This is a genomic window from Paenisporosarcina sp. OV554 (assembly GCF_003058165.1).
Classification (GTDB): domain Bacteria; phylum Bacillota; class Bacilli; order Bacillales_A; family Planococcaceae; genus Paenisporosarcina.
The window spans coordinates 38,868-54,406 of record NZ_QBUC01000015.1 but is presented as its reverse complement, the minus strand read 5'-3'; the positions used below and the strand labels follow the sequence as shown (position 1 = coordinate 54,406).

The 15,539-nt window shown below is 36.8% G+C and carries 14 protein-coding genes; 11 read left to right on the top strand and 3 right to left on the bottom strand.

Going from position 1 to position 15,539, the window contains the following annotated elements; all coding sequences use genetic code 11:
* Positions 1-22: 22 nt before the first annotated feature.
* The 9 genes from yycF to C8K15_RS13200 all read left to right on the top strand — a co-directional run bounded on the left by yycF (position 23) and on the right by C8K15_RS13200 (position 9,763).
* On the top strand, positions 23-730 hold the full coding sequence (gene yycF / locus C8K15_RS13240) for a response regulator YycF (RefSeq protein WP_108586879.1): 708 nt from the start codon (positions 23-25) through the stop codon (positions 728-730).
* A 5-nt stretch (positions 731-735) separates the two neighbouring features.
* Entirely contained in the window at positions 736-2,559 is a 1,824-nt protein-coding gene (gene walK, locus C8K15_RS13235) for a cell wall metabolism sensor histidine kinase WalK (RefSeq protein WP_108586878.1), read from the top strand.
* On the top strand, positions 2,550-3,881 hold the full coding sequence (locus tag C8K15_RS13230; protein ID WP_108586877.1) for a YycH family regulatory protein: 1,332 nt from the start codon (positions 2,550-2,552) through the stop codon (positions 3,879-3,881). The genes walK and C8K15_RS13230 overlap by 10 nt, the downstream gene beginning before the upstream one ends.
* Complete coding sequence (locus C8K15_RS13225; RefSeq protein WP_108586876.1) at positions 3,868-4,683, top strand: two-component system regulatory protein YycI; 816 nt, start codon at positions 3,868-3,870, stop codon at positions 4,681-4,683. Before C8K15_RS13230 ends, C8K15_RS13225 begins: the two co-directional genes overlap by 14 nt.
* Before the next feature lie 12 nt (positions 4,684-4,695).
* Positions 4,696-5,484 carry an MBL fold metallo-hydrolase gene (locus tag C8K15_RS13220; RefSeq protein WP_108586875.1) on the top strand — a complete coding sequence of 263 codons (789 nt, stop codon included), beginning with the start codon at positions 4,696-4,698 and terminating at the stop codon, positions 5,482-5,484.
* 171 nt (positions 5,485-5,655) lie between these two features.
* Entirely contained in the window at positions 5,656-6,948 is a 1,293-nt protein-coding gene (locus tag C8K15_RS13215) for a S1C family serine protease (protein ID WP_108586874.1), read from the top strand.
* Positions 6,949-7,149: 201 nt separating this feature from the next.
* The gene (locus C8K15_RS13210) at positions 7,150-7,314 is read left to right on the top strand and encodes a CxxH/CxxC protein (protein ID WP_108586873.1); all 165 of its coding nucleotides are present in this window, start codon (positions 7,150-7,152) and stop codon (positions 7,312-7,314) included.
* 89 nt (positions 7,315-7,403) lie between these two features.
* Positions 7,404-7,883, top strand: a complete 480-nt coding sequence (gene rlmH / locus C8K15_RS13205) for a 23S rRNA (pseudouridine(1915)-N(3))-methyltransferase RlmH (RefSeq protein WP_108586872.1) — start codon at positions 7,404-7,406, stop codon at positions 7,881-7,883.
* 320 nt (positions 7,884-8,203) lie between these two features.
* Positions 8,204-9,763 (top strand): malate:quinone oxidoreductase, encoded by a 1,560-nt coding sequence (locus C8K15_RS13200; protein ID WP_233260485.1) that lies wholly within the window; start codon positions 8,204-8,206, stop codon positions 9,761-9,763.
* A gap of 379 nt (positions 9,764-10,142) precedes the next feature.
* Here the strand turns inward: C8K15_RS13200 and C8K15_RS13195 are convergent, their stop codons facing one another.
* The gene (locus tag C8K15_RS13195) at positions 10,143-10,682 is read right to left on the bottom strand and encodes an ECF transporter S component (RefSeq protein ID WP_108586871.1); all 540 of its coding nucleotides are present in this window, start codon (positions 10,680-10,682) and stop codon (positions 10,143-10,145) included.
* Between the two features lie 613 nt (positions 10,683-11,295).
* Between C8K15_RS13195 and C8K15_RS13190 the strand changes: the two genes are divergently transcribed.
* Entirely contained in the window at positions 11,296-12,480 is a 1,185-nt protein-coding gene (locus tag C8K15_RS13190; RefSeq protein ID WP_108586870.1) for a ParM/StbA family protein, read from the top strand.
* A gap of 9 nt (positions 12,481-12,489) precedes the next feature.
* Positions 12,490-13,107, top strand: coding sequence for a hypothetical protein (locus tag C8K15_RS13185; RefSeq protein ID WP_108586869.1), 618 nt, complete (start codon positions 12,490-12,492; stop codon positions 13,105-13,107).
* Between the two features lie 152 nt (positions 13,108-13,259).
* On the opposite strand, the gene pgeF is transcribed toward C8K15_RS13185, so the two are convergent.
* Positions 13,260-14,024 (bottom strand): peptidoglycan editing factor PgeF, encoded by a 765-nt coding sequence (gene pgeF, locus C8K15_RS13180; protein ID WP_108586868.1) that lies wholly within the window; start codon positions 14,022-14,024, stop codon positions 13,260-13,262.
* Between the two features lie 437 nt (positions 14,025-14,461).
* Positions 14,462-14,953, bottom strand: coding sequence for a hypothetical protein (locus C8K15_RS13170; protein WP_108586866.1), 492 nt, complete (start codon positions 14,951-14,953; stop codon positions 14,462-14,464).
* Positions 14,954-15,539: the final 586 nt, after the last annotated feature.

The window sequence follows — 15,539 nt, the reverse complement described above, 5'->3', positions numbered from 1 at the left end:
GGCAAGAGAGAGGATGGATTGTATGAGTAAAACGATTTTAGTAGTTGATGACGAAAAGCCGATTGCGGATATTTTGCAATTCAACTTAAAAAAAGAAGGATATAATGTAGTTTGTGCATATGATGGGGATGAAGCTTTAAAAAAAGCAGAAGAAATTAAACCGGATTTGATGTTACTAGATATTATGTTACCAAATCGAGATGGAATGGAAGTTTGTCGTGAGATTCGTAAAAAGTACGACTTTCCTATCATTATGTTAACTGCTAAAGATTCAGAGATTGATAAAGTACTTGGTTTAGAGTTAGGTGCAGATGATTATGTAACAAAACCATTTAGCACACGTGAATTGATTGCTCGTGTGAAAGCAAATATGCGACGTCATCAAACTTTACAATCAGAGGATGCTGAAGAGGCAACGAATGATATAGTGGTTGGCTTATTAATTATTCAACCAGACGCATATTTAGTGTTAAAACGAGAAGAATCTATTGAACTAACGCATCGTGAGTTTGAATTGCTGCATTACTTAGCAAAACATATCGGACAAGTAATGACGCGTGAACATTTATTGCAAACAGTATGGGGCTATGATTATTTTGGAGATGTTCGTACTGTAGACGTAACGATTCGTCGCCTTCGTGAAAAAATTGAGGATAACCCAAGTCACCCAGCATGGATTGTGACACGTCGTGGTGTAGGGTATTATTTGCGTAATCCTGAACAGGAGTAGACAGAATGCAAAAGGTTGGCTTTTTTAAATCGATTCACGTCAAAATCGTCCTGATTTACATTCTGTTGATTCTTTTGGCAATGCAAATCATCGGTCTGTATTTTGCGCGTGAGTTAGAACATACACTTAAAAAGAGCTTCACCGATTCCATTGAACAACGAGTGGATTTGGTGGAGTTTAGTGTGCGTACAGAAATTACCAAACAGCGGGGAGAAGAAGACCCGAGTTTAGAGCAAAGTTTACGCACAGTACTATATAGCATTCAATCAGAAGATATAAATGAAATAAGTGTAATAGATAACAATTTCCGCATTTTAGCAACGTCTGAAACAAATAATCAATCCATTGTTGGACAACGCTCAACGGAGACTTTGGTTCGTCAATCCATTTCGTCGGAGACACCGTTTAATAACATTCGTTTAGACCGTCAAAAAAAAGACAGGATATGGGTGTTAGCTTCTCCTATTATTTTTCAAGGTGAAGTCCTCGGTACGATTTATTTAGAATCAAACATTGAAACAGTGTTTGATCAAATGACTGAAATTAACCAAATTCTTGCTGGTGGTACAGCGATGTCCCTTGCCATAACGGTTATTCTCGGTATATTAATCGCTCAAACGATTACCCGACCTATTTCGGACATGCGTAGACAAGCCCAAGCCATGGCCAAAGGAAACTTTTCACGTAAAGTTCGAGTTTACGGGAATGACGAAATTGGACAGTTGGCGATTGCATTTAACCATTTAACCAATCGTCTACAAGAGGCGCAGTCTACTACTGAAGGTGAACGAAGGAAGTTAGCATCTGTCCTCTCCAACATGACAGATGGGGTAATTGCGACTGATCGCAAAGGACGCATCATTTTAATAAATGATCCAGCGTTAAGACTGTTAAGAGTGCCGAGAGAATTAGTGTTGCATCGTCCAATTTCAAGTGCTCTTGGAATTGAATCACAGTACGTATTTGAAGATTTAATTCATATGAAAGAGTCTATTAACTTAGATTTCAGTTCGCCTGAACGACCGTACATTTTGCGAGCAAACTTCTCCGTTATTCAAAAAGAAACAGGTTTTGTAAACGGCTTGATAACAGTTCTCCATGATAATACCGAACAAGAGAAAATTGATATGGAACGACGTGAATTTGTTGCGAATGTTTCGCATGAACTTCGAACACCATTAACCACAATGCGTAGCTACTTAGAGGCGCTTGCTGATGGTGCTTGGGAAGATAAGGAATTAGCACCATCATTTTTAAACGTTACACAAACTGAAACTGAACGCATGATTAGGTTAGTCAATGATTTGTTGCAGCTATCGAAAATGGATAGCCGAGAATACGATTTAAACAAGGAGTTTGTAGAGTTTAATAAATTCTTTAATCGCATCATTGATCGTTTTGAAATGTCGAAATCACAACAAGTTCATTTTGTTCGCAATTTACCAGAATCACAGTATTTTGTGGAAATCGATACTGATAAATTAACTCAAGTCATCGATAATATTATTTCGAATGCTTTAAAATATTCGCCTGACGGTGGAAATATTCGTTTTGGTATAATCGTGCACGATGGATTATTAAAAGTGATGGTTTCTGATGACGGGATGGGTATTCCGAAAGAAAATGTAGAACGAATTTTTGATCGTTTCTATCGTGTAGACCGAGCACGTGCAAGATCAATGGGTGGTTCTGGACTGGGACTTGCTATTGCCCGGGAAATGATTGAATCACATGGTGGTGCTATATGGGCAGAAAGTGAAGAAGGAAACGGAACGACCATATTTTTCACGTTACCATTTGAGTTAGATGAGGCAGGTGAATGGGATTGAAATATATAGAGCATGCAAAATCGATTTTCCTAGCCTTACTAATTGTTTTAAGTGTGACGTTAACTTTTACTATTTGGACCTATACTCCAACTTACGACACCATTGAATCAACACCAGTAGTAGACATATTAATCGCAGAGAGCAAGCGAATAGATGATGTCATTAAACCTTATAAAATGATTGCAAGTCGTGAAAACAACATGACAGGTTCGATGGAAACATTTGATTTAGAGCGAGTTGTCAATGTCATGAAGGACTGGCAAATTAGTGATTTGACTCTAGAAGATACTGAGTTAACTAACGAAGAATTAAATGAATTAGTCGGGGCAAATAATCGATACACATTGTTTTTCCCAGACGATGTACCATTTCCGGTATATGATAATATTTTGCCATTTTCTATTTCTGACATTCCAGAGGATGGATTTGATAGATTAATTGTAGATTGGAATCGTTCGGATAATGAGCAACTGAAAGTTTATTTTGCTAGTTCTAAAACAAAAACATTGTACTCAGCAGTAGCCAAAAATGTTGACTGGAAATTATTTGACCAAAAAGTAGTGTCATCGACATTAGGGTTCTCGAAGTTTACAGATATTCAGCGTAAGGGAAATCTGTCCCTTTATGTTTCCGCTCAAGATGTTGAAAGTATTCGTTACACGTATTATTTAAAAGAAATTGAACCGAAACGTTTCCAAGACGCCTTATTCAGCGATCCTAGTCTAGTACGTCAGAGTCCTGTAGGTACAACAAATGAAGAATATTCGGATGGTACATCATTGATGAATGTGAATTTATTGGAACGGACTTTAAGTTTTGTTAATCCATCTGCAGAAACTTTAGTACCAGCTATTCCTTCTAAATTAGTATTTGATAGTTTGAATTATATAAATGAGCATGGAGGATGGACTGACGAGTTTCGATTTGCCAAAATGAACCCTGCAAATCAACAAATTGATTATCAATTGTACTTGTTGGGCTATCCAGTCTTTAGTACCGAGACTTCTACAAAAATTACTGCATTCTGGGGAGATCCTGGAATTTTCAATTATTTGCGACCATACTATACACTTGATCTGTCATTGCCTTTTGATACTGTCATTTCGACTTTACCATCTGGTGAGAAAGCATCTAGAGTGATGCAACTGGTGAAAGACATTGATTTTAATAACGTGGATGAACTGACCCCAGGCTATTACTTAACTCGGGATGATGAAAAACGTTTACTGATATTAGAGCCATCTTGGTTTTATTTATCAAATAATCAATGGACTCGCCTTTCGCCTGAAGATCTAGGGGGTGGGAAGCGTGGATTGGAATAAAACCAAAACCATCTTTATTATCGTGTTTGCGATTTTAAACGTCTTTTTATATTCAATGTATTTAAATCGTTACATTGATTCAGAAGAAGTCGAAGTACTCGGTGAAACTTCCATTGAAGAGAGATTACAAGCTGGTAACATTCTCTATGAAAATATTCCTGAAAATACGTCTAAAGAAACGTATGTTTCAGGAAATATTCGGGTTTATGTAGAAGAAGAATTAAAACCAATGGATAACCAAACATTTAAAGTCCTTGATAAATCAAAATTAATCTCCACATTTGAAAAACCGGTTCCACTTGGCAGCATAGAAGACAAGACAAACATGAGGCAGTTTGTAGATGAAAATGTTTTAGATGGCTCATCCTATGAATTATTTAATGTCGACGTTAAAGAGAGAACAGCGACATTTTTCCAAAAGATCAATAAGCGACCGATTTTCTTTAACCAAAATGCTCTCCTCACTATTTACTGGAACGAAGAAAATGAAGTTTATAAATATGAACAGACAGGCTTTGAAGAGCTTGAAGATAATTTTGATCAAACAGAAAGTTTGTTACCCGATGAGCGCGCTGTTGAAGTGTTGTATCAACGAAATTTATTGAAACCCAATTCTACAATTACAATGATTAGTCTAGGGTACTCAACACTCGTGGAATTAACAGAAACCCAAGTGTTTGCACCAACTTGGCGAGTTCGTGTAGAATTACAAGATGGCACGAAAGAAGACTATTTTGTGAATGCGGTAGAAGGAAAGATTATCGAATTTAACAAAGAGTCAGAGGAACCACAAGAAGAGTAAGGAGTTTTCGTCATGCGTTTTAGTGTTTTAGCAAGCGGTAGTAGCGGGAATTCCATTTACGTCGAAAACGATGAACATGCGTTTTTAGTCGATGCAGGACTGAGTGGACGTAAAATGGAGGAGTTGTTTACCTCAGTTGACCGCAGTATGAAAAAGTTAAGTGGTATTTTGGTTACACATGAACATAGTGATCATATAAAAGGGCTAGGAATTCTAGCTCGTAAGTATAAAGTTCCGATTTATGCCAATGCCAAGACGTGGATGGCTATGGAACATTTAGTTGGAAATATTCCAATCGAACAACGCTTTCACTTTGATATGGAGTCTGTAAAAACATTTGGGTCACTGGATATACAGTCATTTGCTGTATCTCACGATGCAGCAGATCCAATGTTTTACGTGTTTCATGAGAATGGTCGTAAACTCGTATTAATAACAGATACTGGCTATGTAAGTGATCGGATGAAAGGCCATATTAAAGGCGCAGATTCATTTGTCTTCGAAAGTAATCATGATGTTGGTATGTTGCAAATGTGTCGTTATCCGTGGTCTATTAAACGACGTATATTAAGTGACGTCGGCCATGTTTCAAATGAAGATGCAGCAGTCGCGATGAGTGAAGTGGTTGAAGAGAAACCGACGCGCATCTATCTCTCGCATTTAAGTAAAGATAATAATATGAAAGATTTGGCTCGTATGAGCGTAACGCAAACGCTTGAATCTTGTGGTATTGTTACCGGCGAATTTTTGAAACTTTATGACACCGATGCAAATATAGCAACCGAATTAGTTACTGTCTAAACCCCGCTTTTGTGGGGTTTTTCTTTTGGAGGAATTCGTAGGAACTCTAATCTGACTCCAGTGTAATTTTCTCTTTTCGATATTTTGAGCAAGTTTTAAAGCCATTTTCATCTAATTTTAATGTTGGTTGGTTAAAGTAAGGATAACGAATAATAGAGAGGGCGATAATTTATGGGATATTATGATGACCAACCACCAAAACCACCTGAGCCGCAAGAACCGCAAGGAACACAAAATCGACAAGAACCACAAGAACCACGAGAAATAATAGAGCGACAAGAACGAAAAGAACCGCAAACAAGAATAGTCAAAAAAGGAAGTAAAGGTGGCTACTTTTTTAGCGGACTTTTAGGTGTTATGATCGGTGCATTGATTGTATGGCTAATGTTACCTTCTCTCGTGGGTATGATGCCAGGAAGTGAAACAGTAAGTGACACTACTTCAAATAAATCACAGCAATTATCTGCTGACATAACAACGGATGTCACATCTGCAGTAGACAAGGTAGCAAATTCAGTCGTAGGTATCACGAATATTCAAGGAACATCCAATTTTTTAAGTCCTTCAAATGAAGGACAAGAAGCAGGAGCAGGATCTGGTGTTATTTATAAAAAGTCGGGCGATAAAGCATATGTTATTACAAATAATCACGTCATTGAAGGTGCAAGCCAAATTGAAGTGACATTAGCAGATGGATCAAAAGTAGAAGCAAAATTATTGGGTACGGATATTTGGACTGACCTGGCCGTTCTTGAAATGGATGCTTCAAAGGTAACAACAGTTGCTGAATTTGGAAATTCGGATTCTTTAAAACAAGGTGAAACAGTGATTGCGATTGGTAATCCACTTGGTTTAAACTTCTCAGGTTCCGTTACAACAGGAGTTGTATCTGGTAAAGACCGAGCAATCCCAGTTGATTTAAATGGGGATAACCAAATCGATTGGCAAGCTGAAGTATTACAAACGGATGCAGCCATTAATCCAGGTAATAGTGGAGGGGCTCTCGTAAATTTAGCTGGACAATTAATTGGTATAAATTCAATGAAAATTTCTCAAGAGGCTGTTGAAGGAATAGGCCTTGCGATTCCTGTAAATTCCGTCATTCCAGTAATCGAAGATTTAGAAGAGTTTGGTGAAATGAAACGTCCATCAATGGGAGTTACATTAGTAGATGTAACAAATGTCTCTGCATTCCATCAACGCGATACGCTGCGTCTGCCAGAAGAGGTTTCAACAGGTGTGGTTATTGACAAAGTAGTAGAAGGGTCAGCATCTGACGTAGCGAGATTAAAACAATATGATGTCATAGTTGAAATGGATGGAGAAAAAATCGAAAATATGATTGATTTACGTAAACACTTATATAATGAAAAAGAAATTGGGGATAATTTGACTTTGAAAGTTTATCGTAAAGGGGAATTGATGGAAGTCACTTTGAAATTAAAAGATGACACAGCATTATAAACTCCCCAAAATCTCTTGTGGATGACAAGACTAGGTTGTGGATAACCATTTTCAATTTACAAAAGTTTTACACAGCGAGTAGGACGTGCTAATATGCACCTTTCCTACTCGCTTTTACTTTGTTAATATAGATTGTGGATAAAGGTAGACGAATTGTGTATAACTTAGTGAATTATTAGATAATCGAAAGGATGATAAGAAATGAATATTAACTGCTGTCAAACCCATATAGAACATGCACTTGATATGTTTGTGGCAAAGCAAAATACCTTTCCGATTTTAACAGAAATTTCAGATGAGGAAAAGTTATCCACAAAATGCGATTACTGTGATGTCGTAGCAATATATTTAGTGGCGAACGAATGATTGCATACTATATATAGTTTTGCTTGTGGATATGTGTATAACTTCTGTGGATAGCGTGTTTGTAAATAAAGTGTAAAGGTGGATAACCTGTGAATATCACAATTATTTCCGTTGGGAAGTTAAAAGAAAAATATTTAAAAATGGGTATTGAAGAGTATACGAAAAGATTAGGAAGTTACGCGAAAATAGATTTGATAGAAGTGGCAGACGAAAAAGCACCAGAAAATTTAAGTGATGCCGACATGGAAATCGTCAAGAAAAAAGAAGGCGAACGCATTTTAGCAAAAATCGGAGCGGATACTTATGTTATTGCACTGGCGATTGAAGGAAAAATGAAATCCTCTGAACAACTAGCCGATGATTTGCAATCGCTCATGACTTACGGTCGTAGCAAAGTGGCGTTTGTCATTGGAGGATCACTCGGGTTACATGACGACGTCATGAAGCGCTCGGATGAAAAGCTATCATTTTCGAAGATGACTTTGCCGCACCAATTGATGAAATTGGTATTAATTGAGCAAGTGTATCGTGCTTTTCGTATAATTAAGGGAGAACCTTACCATAAATAACTTCGAAAATTAGATGGTGTCGGTTCACTGCTTACGGCAAATCAAAGCTTCAATCCTTGCAAAAAGCTAGGTTAAGGCATTGGTTTTTGTGTGTTCTCCGGTTTTGTGGAAAGACTTCTCACTGTTAACCTGCTTTCAAAAGGCTTATAATTAATAGGTACTAGTAGATATTTTAATGTGCGAATAATTGTATTACAATATGATATGGATATAGTTGAAACAGAAAAGGTGTGTGGCTGGGTCTCGCCTAAGTTTTTTGGGACTTGTAAGCAAGAGCGCCTACATCCTTTCTGCAATTTTAGGGACTAAGGATGGTAAAAATGGACATTAGAGAAACTAAAACAGACGTCATCTTAATTGGTGCCGGAATTATGAGTGCGACTTTAGGGACACTTCTAAAAGAATTAGTACCGGAATGGAACATTAAAGTGTTTGAGAAGCTCGACAATGCAGGAGAGGAAAGCTCGAACGAATGGAATAATGCAGGAACAGGGCATGCGGCACTGTGTGAGCTTAACTACACTACTGAAAAAACAGACGGCTCTATAGATATTAGCAAAGCTATTAAAATTAATGAACAGTTTCAACTTTCAACACAGTTTTGGTCACATCTTGTAAAAAACGAGCTGATAAATAATCCACAGGACTTTATTATGCCCTTGCCTCACATGAGTATGGTACAAGGGGAACAAAATGTAACGTTCTTAAAGAAACGTTTTGAAGCGCTGTCAAACAATCCTTTGTTCCAAGGGATGGAATTTTCTGATGACCCAGCAAAACTAATGGAATGGATTCCGCTTATTATGCAAGACCGTCCAGCGAATGAAGCGATAGCGGCAACAAAAATTGACTCTGGAACGGATGTCAACTTTGGTGCTTTAACTCGTATGTTGTTTGACCACCTAAAGACTAAAAACGTCGATATCAAATATAACACTAGTGTGGATAATATTAATCGTACTAGAGATGGTTCATGGGAATTAAAAGTACGCAATGTCTATAGTGGCCGCGTTGAACACCATTCTGCAAAATTCGTCTTTATCGGAGGCGGGGGCGGAAGTGTGCATTTACTGCAAAAATCTGGTATTCCTGAAGGGAAACATATTGGTGGATTCCCAGTAAGCGGGATTTTCATGGTGTGTAATAATCCAGAAGTTATTGCGCAAAATCATGCAAAAGTATACGGTAAAGCAAAAGTTGGTGCTCCACCAATGTCTGTTCCGCATCTTGATACACGATATATCGACAATAAAAAATCGTTGCTATTTGGACCATTTGCCGGCTTCTCACCGAAGTTCTTAAAAACAGGTTCAATGTTGGATCTAGTAACCTCCGTAAAACCGAATAATGTCTTAACCATGTTGGCGGCAGGCGCAAAAGAGATGTCATTGACAAAATACCTGATCCAGCAAGTTATGTTAACGAAAGAACAGCGCCTTGAAGAGTTACGAGAGTTTATCCCTAACGCTAAGAGCGAGGATTGGGATTTAGTAGTAGCTGGCCAACGTGTACAAGTTATCAAAGATACCGCTGAAGGCAAAGGAACGCTTCAATTTGGTACGGAAGTTGTAAGTGCCGCTGATGGCTCAATCGCAGCATTACTAGGAGCTTCTCCAGGTGCTTCTACTGCTGTTCACGTTATGCTTGAGGTATTAAGAAAATGCTTCCCGCAACATATTGAAGATTGGGAGCCTAAAATCAAAGAAATGATTCCTTCTTATGGTGTGTCACTAATGGAAGATCCAGAGCTTCTACACGAAATCAATACTTCAACAGCAGAGACGCTCGGTCTAAGCGAAAAAGAAGCGGTCAATTCTTCTGATGGAGAAACAGAGGTAATTAATGAAAATGAAGAGATTGAAAAGGCAATAATTGAATAAAAGATAAAATTATTACTTAAAGATTGAGTAAAGCCTGCCGTCTGGCGGGCTTTTTTATGCAGATCGTTCATGAATGCAAATGGTTTAGATTAAAAAAAAATCAACTGCTGTACACAGGTGAAAAATCAGTAACAAAGCCTTCCCACATCGCGTGCATTTGAACAGTTTTTTCGGAGCAAACATTCATTCCGAAGCACCCATTCCCGAGCCAAATTACGTCATGTGCCTTCCGTGTACATACCAACAGCTGAATCGGCCCATAGTAAATGAGGTCATTTCTAAAGTTTAATGAAAAATAAAAGAAAAGGAGAAGGCTTGATTTACTAAGCCTTCTCCTTTTTAGTGTATATAAAATAGTTGAATGGTTGTGCGTTATTAACTATTTTAAAAAAGAAACTTTTTTCAGCGCAACACAAACAGGTATAGCTACAAGGATGCCGACAACATTTTGAACGATGTTTCCAGGAATAGAGGCCACTGGTGCAATCCAGTTACTATATAGAACCCCTTCACAAAGGTAATAAACCCCTAACATCACAGGAACTGAAATGATAGTAGCGAGTAGATTGAAAGTAACACTGTTACCATTGCGGCCGTTCGACCAAGCAATTTTTCCTACTATATAGCCTTGTAAGCCGCGAGCCACAATGGTGAAGGGTGCCCACAATGTCCAACCAGAGACTAAGTCGAATAACCCCATTCCAACAGCACCAGCGATGGCTGCTTTTTTAGGACCAAATAAGAAGGAGGCAATAAAGAGCATAGCTGTTCCGAGATGAACTAAACCGCCATTTGCCGTAATCGGTAGTTTGATATTTAATAAGAGAGTAGCAACGAATACGAGAGCAATAAGCATTGATGTTAGAATCAAATTAAAAGTTTTTGTGCGTGAGCTTGAGTAGCTTTGTGTGTTTTGCATAGTCATGAACCTTCTTTGCTTTTTTTGAATTCACTGATAACATTAGCAAAGGACTGGTATATTTAAAAGTATCAGTTTAGCGTAAAATGTAGGGGTCAGTTTGTAGAAAAATCGGAAAATCGAGTGTAGAATCATGATAGGAATTTTTAGTCACTAATCGATTATTTCAGCTAATATACTCAAAAAAGCACATCAACTTTATTCATTGATGTGCTTTTACCTATATATATTTTCTCAGATAGAAAAAAGTTTAATTAAGCAATCATGAAATTAGCGAGTTATCTAAAAAGTTGTATGATACCAAAAAAGTTATATAAATACGGAAAATGGAAAATTCCCACCACACAGATGATGTTCCGTGAAAATAATTTTAAATGTTTTCATAATGTGTACATGTATACATTATGAAAACAAATTGAATACAAAAGTGTACACGTGTAAACAAACCCGTACACATCCCTACGTATAGCCATGTGTACACATATGTATATTTTGTATACGAAAATAGGGCAAATGTTTACTTTTCGAATACAACTTTAGATGGGTTGACGTAGCTATAAACCTTATATAATCTATAATTGATTAGTATTATATAAACGAGAGGAATGATTTGATGAACACTTCTAGAATTTGTGCAATTGATGTAGGTAACGACTCGGTTAAGGCTTTATTTGGAAAGTCGGATTATGAATTATACATACCCAATGTTATTGCAATGGCAACTGAAGACAGACCAGTTATAGGAATAGAGGACTTAAATGATAAGGATCCCATTGAGGGAATTCATATTAAAGTCCACTCCCCTGCCTTAAAAGAGAACAATTTAATTTATCGTGTTGGTAGTTTAGCGACAAAAAGTGATAATGCAAGTGAACTAGATCCAGGTAGTAGCAAATCAGAGGAAGATCAGACATTAGTTATGCTTTTTGCTACTTTGGCATTAGACGCAGTGAGAGAAGAAAATTCTGAAATTTTCAAAAAGAATAATAATGTTATTGATGCGAATTATACGCTAGGTACGGGATTGCCACTTCGTGAAGTAAAAGAAGGAAAAGATGTAGGCTACCGCTCTCAGTTATTGGGTTCAGTTCATCAAGTTGAATTTTTAGTAACTCCTAAATATCAAGGATTAAAGGTAAATATTAAATTTGACCAAGTCAAGATATATCCTGAAGGATTTGCAGCCTATATTAACTTGGTTATGGATAGTGATTTAAATATTATTAATAGAGATTTAATAGACAAAAGCATCTTGATTCAGGATATTGGGGGACTATCTACTGATGTTGCAGTTATCAAAAATCGTAATGTAGACGATGATAAAGCCCAAGGATTTAATCTTGGCGTATCTGAGGCCTTAGAGTCGATAAGAGAAGAAATTAGACTAAAACATGGCGTGGAATTAGATAGTCGTAGAGATGTTGTTGATATCATCACAAGAAAAAATGATCGAAATCATATTATGGTAAAAGGAAGCCGTACAAGCGTCCATGATATTACAGATAGAATTCTTTTAGACTTAGCGAAGAAAGAATATCGCCATTTACGTAATGTTTGGCAAAAAAATTCCCAAACAGAAATCTGCTATTTTGTAGGCGGCGGAGCAATAGTTTTAAAAGAATATATCAAAACTATTAATAATAGCTTAAATGGTTATAATATTGAATTCTTTGAAGACGAAAAAGAAAGTATTTGGATGATGGCAAATGCTTATCATAAACTAATCTCTGATTATGTTAGAAAGAATACTAAAGAGATAAAAACTAAAGAGGCAACGAAAGAAAAAGTAGAAAAATAGGGTGATTTCATGGAAAGAACGGGAATGACTGGCATTCAGAGGGGGCAGGCGATTACATTTCGCCTGCCTGCTAACACTCCAGAACACATCATAAAGCAAATGCAAAAGTTAAAGGAAACTGAGCGAAGAAACTTTTCAAGCAAAATGGCAGAATTTATTTTAGAAGGCGTAAGTAACTCCTTATCCAGGGATAGAGAAACAGTAACGATTCCTCTGCCAAAACAATTAAGTAAGGAACAGCGTAATTGGCTCAAACACTCACATTCAGAAGCTTTGTTGGGGAATATTGTTTATCAATTGTTAAATGATCCAGTTCGAGCAATGTCTGTTCTAGCATCTCTTAATAGCAATGCTTTAGATATTGATCAAGCCCTGTATTTACAAGACATGAAGACTCAAAAGATAGAAGAAGACTTTTTAAAAGCAAGTATTAAGAATGACATTTCAACTGAATTAGAAGTAAATCAAGAGGTATTTCTTCATGACGAACTAGAAGATGATTTGATGAACTTTGATTGGGATAAAGCTAAACAAGAGCATGCTGCTACAGAGGAAGACTCAGCGGAGAATGTTGAAGAAGATGTAGAGGATTTACTTGGAAGTTTCCTTTCAAAAATGAATAAGTAATTAGATGCGAAATTGGTAGGAATCGTTATTTCTACCAATTTTGCATTTAAACGGTTCATTATTTCTTTATGAAAGCACATCATTGTTTCAGTTGATGTGCTTTTTTTAGTATATTTAGCTGATAATATCGATTGTTACTTGATTCGAATCGGTCATTCGCCTTTTTTCATAATAAAACTCAGATGTCTTCCGCTTTGCTTGTCTTGGCGATAAGAGAAACCATCAGGATTTACATACGTGCAGGTCTGATCAATCGTAATTTGCCCAGCTGGGATACCTGCCAACTCACATTGTCTTTTCACGATTAGTTGATTATCAATATGGTATTTGTGTGTCTCTTCTTTGTAAAACATAAAATCATCTGCATAACCAAGGGCTTTGAATCTTAAGTACACCTCTTCATCGACTTCAAATTTTCTCTGACTTAAAGCTGCGCCAATCTGTACATGCAGGTCATTTGCATCACAATGTTCAACTAGTTTTAAATGCTCAATAAGTTTTAAAGTAATTTCTTTGACTGTTCCTTGCCACCCAGAATGAATTACGCCTATGAGACCATTCACTTCATTATAAAAAATCACGGGGACACAATCTGCAGTGAAGCTGCATAACAGCACATTTGGCTCAAACGTATATAGAGCGTCTGTATCTGCAATGGCATTATTAAGTTGATTAGCACCGCGTCCTTTGTCATCAAGCATTACGCGATGGAAATTAGAGCTATGTGTTTGGTTTGCACAAACAAAATCATCCAGTTCACAATGCAACTCAGTAGCTAAATTCTTTCGGTTTTCAAGAACATGATCAGTGCTTTCACAAGCATGAAGTGCCATATTGTTGTTCTCAAGCTCGGCTTGATCTTTCATGGTCATCCCAGCTATGAATTTCTCATTATTTACATACATATTTATTTTCATATCATCACCTGTTTTTAATATATATGAGCGTGTTGTCTATGTATAGGGTGATATATATCCCACTTTAACAAAAAGACAGACTTCGTGTTCAGAAGTCTGTCTTTCGTTTTTTCAAAATAATCCCGGAGAGTATTTAATGAAATAATAAATAACATAAATCCAACTTAAACAACCATGTACGATGGCCCAACCGATTGACTGATATGCAGTGTAAGAGATAATCATGGAAAGGCAGGTTCCGTAACCGATTCCCTTTTTTATGACGTTTGCAGTTTTTTGTTCTTTAGTGAGATTTATTCGTATCCCCCCAGTCATAACCTTGAAATATCCTTATTGACACTACCAAGTTATGACAAAGTTCATGGGATTATTCCACAGAAGGAGACATAGGCTGGATTAAATTTGCAGACACATATTTGTGGGTTTTAGCTGAAGAATTAACACCAAACCACAATTTTATAAGGAGTGGTCTGAGCAGGAATGCTTCTTGTTGTAGGACCATAAATCACAATAAGATTGCGGTTTGTAGGGGTGTGTGTAAAGGCTTGCCCATTCGTCAATACAATTGGAGTGTAAGGTGAAAGATTCAATTTTAATTGTCCGTCCTGACTCTCTAACTGTGTATTAAAATAATCTACTTTTACATTTTGATAAGGATTTTCTTTTACCATTACCAGTGCCCGATATTGCGGTGGGTAAATAAGGGGAACGGGAGCATTACCATCATAATAGCCGGTTATCTGGTCTCCTACAGAAACCATTTCATGGTCTACAAAATAAGTGGTAGGCGATACCACGAAATTTACTGAAGCGCCTAAGCCGTTATCGACTGATATCATGCTATAACAACCTTCGTTATCACCATTTGCTCCAGTCATAAAATCACCGATCATGGTGACGATACCATGAAAGGATTGAAAATTTATCATACGCATACCTCCATTGTAGTTTTGACATATTCCTATATATGCTATGCATTCCTAAGCCTCTTTGTTATCTTTACAAAAATAAAAGCTTTAGAAACACGAATAATTGCTGTAAGTAGATGCAATACTGGAAGATTGTTAACACCACAAAGCTTTAAATGTACATTTAAATTTAGTCGCGACTGTTACTCAATAAGACTTAGAATGAAGAATTAATTACAACAAAAAAAGCTTCTTCTAGCATGTTATGTGTGCTTGAGGAAGTTTTTTTAGTGTGAAACCTACATATTTTTTTGTTACTTATTCCCGTTATTCAGAATTCCCCTGAAATCCAGGCTGTTTTTTCGTAATATTAATAATGACTTGGAAGCGGATACTGTTAGAATAACCCATCCATTTTCGACACTACATTGTTAAATTCATGTCGGTAATTGGCTAGCAATAAAAATCAGTAAATAGTAACTATTCTAAAATAAAGCGATTTCAATTTGATATAGTATATTAATTAAGTAGCTCTATTGAGGTGCTTTTTTTGTTGAGGATTAAGACTAAATTTGTTGGTGCTGTTCCAACCTTTTTGCCATAGTTA